Here is a 4,000-nt window from a genome sequence, read left to right as displayed (position 1 = left end):
CCACGCGAACCGCCTGTCAGCAGCGGCGGCCGCCCACCGGCCGCGGGGGGGCGCCCCCCCCCCGGGCGCCCACGGCGAAGGCGGCCACCGTCGCCACGTCCGCGGCCGGCGCCGAGCCCGCCACCACCGCGAAGCCGGCGGCCACCGGGAAGACGGTGGCCACCGGGAAGACGGCGGTCGCGGCGAAGACTCCGCCACCGAAGCCCGCGGAGTCCGCGCCTCCCGCCAAGGCCGGGACGGCGAAGGCCGCGGCCCAGCCGGCGACCAGAACCCCGTCCGCGCCTCCCGCACCAGCCCGCACGACGCCTGCCGTCCCGGCCGCCTCGTCCGTCACGGCCAGGACCACCGCGCCGGTCACCACCCCGGCCCGCTCGGGCGGCTTCAACGCCCCGGCCTCGACCAAGCCCGCCGCCGCCCGCACGGAGGTCGCGCGGACCACGTCGGTGCCGCCGGTGCCCGCGCCCAAGCCGGAGGCCGCCATCCAGGACAGCCGGTCGATGGCCAAGGACAGCCGGACCCTGACCTCGCGCGGCCGGAAGAAGGAACGTGTGGCGCCCCCGCCGGATCCCGACGGCGCCTACCACGAGGTGGTGCGCTCCTCCGGCATCTACGACACCGGGCAGTTCCGCATCGCCGAGGCGCTCGAACAGGAGCTCGCCGAGATGGCGGAGGCCCGCCGCCGTGCCCGCAGCAGCAGGCAGCGCCTGAGCTGAGGCCGGTTCCAGGCGAATACGCTCCAGGCGAATACGGCGGCTGATCGGTGACGACCGGTCGGCCGCCGGTCGTCTGTGCGGCGGTCTCGGCGCGGCCGGCCCGCTGCCCGTCCCGCTCGCGCTCGCGCTGCTCGGTCAGGTGGCGAGCGCGCTGGACGCCGCGCACACGGCGGGCGTGGCGTACCGGGCCGTGCGGCTGGAGCGGTTCAGCGCCGATCCGGCCACGGGTGTCGTGGGCTGCGCGCGGTACGTCGCGCACCGCGACGGCGAGAGCCGGTCCGGCGAGGTGGCGACGAAAGTCGTTCGGGAGCACGGGGTCTATCTGATCGACGGCTCCGAAGTGGTCTGATCGAGGGCCGGACATCTTCAATCGGCGCGGCGCCCTGGCCGCCGCGGGCACGGGCGCCGCCGGATCGGCGAGCGATTCCGGCGAACCACGCATGTCACCGGTCGATTCCCTGGACAGCGCGGGGCCGACTTGGCTACGTTGGGGCCGCGTTCGGTGACGGTCTGGTTCGGTGCATGGCAAACGTGGGCTGACAGGGAGGACACGGTCGTGGTGACCATCGCGCAACTGCGGGCGGTGCTGGCGATTCTGCGGGTGGATCCGAGCGGATCGGAGGGTGTGCACCGCGGGCCCGCCGACGAGCAGGCCGATCTCGTCTCGTTGCTGCACCGGGTGATCTCGGGGGAGTTGCAGCAACTCGCGGCCGCCGCGACCGCACCTGCCCCGGCCCCCGCCCTGCTCGACGCGGCCGCGCATTCGGCACACGCCACGGCCGCGCTGCTCGCGCTGAGCAGGCGGCCGGAGGGAGCCGCGGCGGAGGACAGGTGGCAGGGTGCGCTCTACGACCTCGGCACCGCCTACCACCTGCTCAACGACGAGTACATCGGCCGGGCCAATTCGGTGACCGCGCCGATGATCACCCCGAGGGTGCTCGAATCCGCCTGCGCGGCGGACGCTTCGGCGACTCGATAGGCCGGAACAGGCCGGCTCGCTTCGGCGAGGCGGGCCGGCCTGCCGTATGAGCGCGGCGTGATCAGGGGGTGGAGAACCCGATGAGCGCGCCGATGCCCGCCCCGATCGGGACGGTGATCAGCGCGCCGACGCCGCCGAGGAAGAACCCGAGCACCGCGCCGATGCCCGCGCCGATCAGCGCGCCGACCACCGCGTTGTGCTGCTTGCGGGCCAGTGTCGCGTTCTCGTCGACGAAGTCGGCCAGCCGCTCGCCGACCGCGGGGGCGTTCACGGGTGTGAGCAGCAGCGTGCGGCCGTTGTCGGCCAGGCTGGGGGACAGGCCGACGGGCGCGCCGTTGATGTGCACGGTGGTGGGCAGGGCGCTGACGGTGCGGCCGGTGGCGTCGGTGAGCAGGACGGCGTTCGCGGCGATACGGAACTGCCCGGACTCGAGGGTGGTGACCAGGGCGCTGCCGTCCGCGCTCGGGCCTGCGGTGTAGCCGATGCCCTGTTCGACGCCCTGGATGGCGACCGGGGGCGGTGTCGCGGGCGCGGGGGCGGCGTGTGCGGTGCCCGCCGCGAGGGCGGTGGCGCCGGCGGCGAGCAGGGCGGGGGCGGCGAGGCGGCGGAATCTCATCGTGTTCCCTTACGTGGTGCGTACGGGCGGAAATGCCGCGGGAAGACGAATGCGTTGTCCCCCCGGCATGGCACCGGCGAACCGGTCCACGAGCCATTGTCCGTCGCGAAACCCCCGACAGCGCAAGGGTTTCGGAAAAGAAGCCCGAGGTCGGAAATGTCCGGGCGGCGGGGTTTTCGCTGGGCAATCGCCGGTGTGCGGTGGTCAGCGATACGTCTGCGCTATCGAACGGCCCGGCATGCGAACAGCGGGCAATCCGGGCATCGGCGGGGCGCAAGGGGTGGCCGAGGTCGTCAAGGGTACCCGTTCATGGCACTCTTAAGCGGTGACAGAACCTCCACATACGTCGGCGGCCGCGCCCGGCCCCGCTTCGGACAAGCTCGACAAGGGCGTGCTGAAGGTCGCGGGTGTCGTCGTGATCGGCGCGATCATGTCGATTCTCGACGTGACTGTCGTGACCGTCGCCCTGCCGACGTTCATCACCGAATTCGAAACCACCTACGCCATCGCCGCGTGGACGATGACCGGTTACACCCTGGCGCTGGCCACCGTCATCCCTCTCACCGGCTGGGCGGCCGACCGGTTCGGCACCAAACGCCTGTACCTGACCGCCCTAGTCCTGTTCGTGCTCGGCTCGCTGCTGTGCAGTGTGGCGTGGAGCATCGAGTCGCTGATCGCCTTCCGCGTGATCCAGGGCCTCGGCGGCGGCATGCTGATGCCGCTCGGCATGACGATCATGACCCATGCGGCCGGTCCGCAGCGCATCGGCCAGGTGATGGCCGTGCTCGGCGTGCCGATGCTGCTCGGCCCGATCGGCGGCCCGATCCTCGGCGGCTGGCTGATCGACGCCTTCAGTTGGCACTGGATCTTCGCGATCAACCTGCCGATCGGTGTCATCGCGCTGGTGGCCGCGGTGGTCGTGCTGCCCAAGGACCGGCCGGAGCCGAGTCAGTCCTTCGACTTCGTCGGCATGCTGCTGGCCTCACCCGGTCTCGCGCTGTTCCTCTACGGCGTGTCCACCATCCCCGAGGTCGGCACCTTCGCCGACAAGAAGGTGGTCATCCCGGTCGTGGTCGGCCTGGCGCTGCTGGCGGGTTTCGTGTGGCACGCGCTGCGGACCACCCACCCGCTCATCGATCTGACGCTGTTCCGCAACCGGTCGCTGACCTTCGCGGTGCTCACCATGACGCTGTTCGCCATCGCCTTCTTCGGCTCCGGCCTGCTGCTGCCGAGCTACCTGCAGCAGGTGCGCGGCGAGACCGCGATGGCAGCCGGGCTGCTGCTGGCCCCGCAGGGCTTCGGCGCCATGCTGACCATGCCGATCGCGGGCAGGCTGGTCGACAAGATCGGGCCGGGCAAGATCGTCATGACCGGTCTGGCCGTCATCTCGGTGTCGATGGTCTACTTCATCACGCTGACCGACACGACGAACTACGTCGCCATGTGCTCGGCGTTGTTCGTCATGGGCCTCGGCATGGGCTGCACCATGATGCCGACCATGACCGCCGCCATCCAGACGCTGACCCACCAGCAGGTGGCGCGCGGCTCCACGCTGATGAACATCATCAACCAGGCCGCGGGCTCCATCGGCACCGCCATCATGTCGGTGGTGCTGTCCAACGCGCTGGCCGATCGGTTCACCCCGGCCGGCCCGCCGGGACCGGCCGACGCCGCCGACGCCTTCGCCCACAC

Annotated in this window: 6 protein-coding genes; 4 read left to right on the top strand and 2 right to left on the bottom strand. The window is 71.8% G+C overall.

Annotated features, from left to right (window positions below):
* Nucleotides 1–16: 16 nt before the first annotated feature.
* Nucleotides 17–505: a hypothetical protein gene (locus tag QH283_RS02250; RefSeq protein ID WP_280501355.1), complete on the bottom strand. Its 489-nt coding sequence runs from the start codon at nt 503–505 to the stop codon at nt 17–19.
* Here QH283_RS02250 and QH283_RS02245 point away from each other — a divergent pair.
* The 3 genes from QH283_RS02245 (at nt 498) to QH283_RS02235 (ending at nt 1,692) form a co-directional block, all read left to right on the top strand.
* Nucleotides 498–713 carry a hypothetical protein gene (locus tag QH283_RS02245; RefSeq protein WP_280501354.1) on the top strand — a complete coding sequence of 72 codons (216 nt, stop codon included), beginning with the start codon at nt 498–500 and terminating at the stop codon, nt 711–713. The two genes, QH283_RS02250 and QH283_RS02245, sit on opposite strands and share 8 nt — an antisense overlap.
* 139 nt (nt 714–852) lie before the next feature.
* Nucleotides 853–1,062 carry a hypothetical protein gene (locus tag QH283_RS02240; RefSeq protein ID WP_280501353.1) on the top strand — a complete coding sequence of 70 codons (210 nt, stop codon included), beginning with the start codon at nt 853–855 and terminating at the stop codon, nt 1,060–1,062.
* 207 nt (nt 1,063–1,269) lie between these two features.
* On the top strand, nt 1,270–1,692 hold the full coding sequence (locus QH283_RS02235) for a hypothetical protein (RefSeq protein WP_280501352.1): 423 nt from the start codon (nt 1,270–1,272) through the stop codon (nt 1,690–1,692).
* Nucleotides 1,693–1,753: 61 nt separating this feature from the next.
* Here QH283_RS02235 and QH283_RS02230 read toward each other — a convergent pair whose 3' ends face one another.
* On the bottom strand, nt 1,754–2,308 hold the full coding sequence (locus QH283_RS02230) for a hypothetical protein (protein WP_280501351.1): 555 nt from the start codon (nt 2,306–2,308) through the stop codon (nt 1,754–1,756).
* Between the two features lie 325 nt (nt 2,309–2,633).
* On the opposite strand from QH283_RS02230, the gene QH283_RS02225 reads away from it, so the two are divergent.
* Nucleotides 2,634–4,000, top strand: a 1,367-nt coding sequence (locus QH283_RS02225; RefSeq protein ID WP_280501350.1) for a DHA2 family efflux MFS transporter permease subunit, incomplete at its 3' end; no start/stop codon positions are given.

It is taken from the genome of Nocardia farcinica, from assembly GCF_029867845.1.
Classification (GTDB): domain Bacteria; phylum Actinomycetota; class Actinomycetes; order Mycobacteriales; family Mycobacteriaceae; genus Nocardia; species Nocardia farcinica_A.
This window is presented reverse-complemented; position numbering and strand designations above follow the sequence as displayed.

What these genes read in the sequence shown, in the direction of transcription:
- QH283_RS02230 (WP_280501351.1), bottom strand. Translation starts at nt 2,308, where the DNA reads ATGAGATTCCGCCGCCTCGCCGCCCCCGCCCTGCTCGCCGCCGGCGCC.
- QH283_RS02245 (WP_280501354.1), top strand. Translation starts at nt 498, where the DNA reads ATGGCCAAGGACAGCCGGACCCTGACCTCGCGCGGCCGGAAGAAGGAA.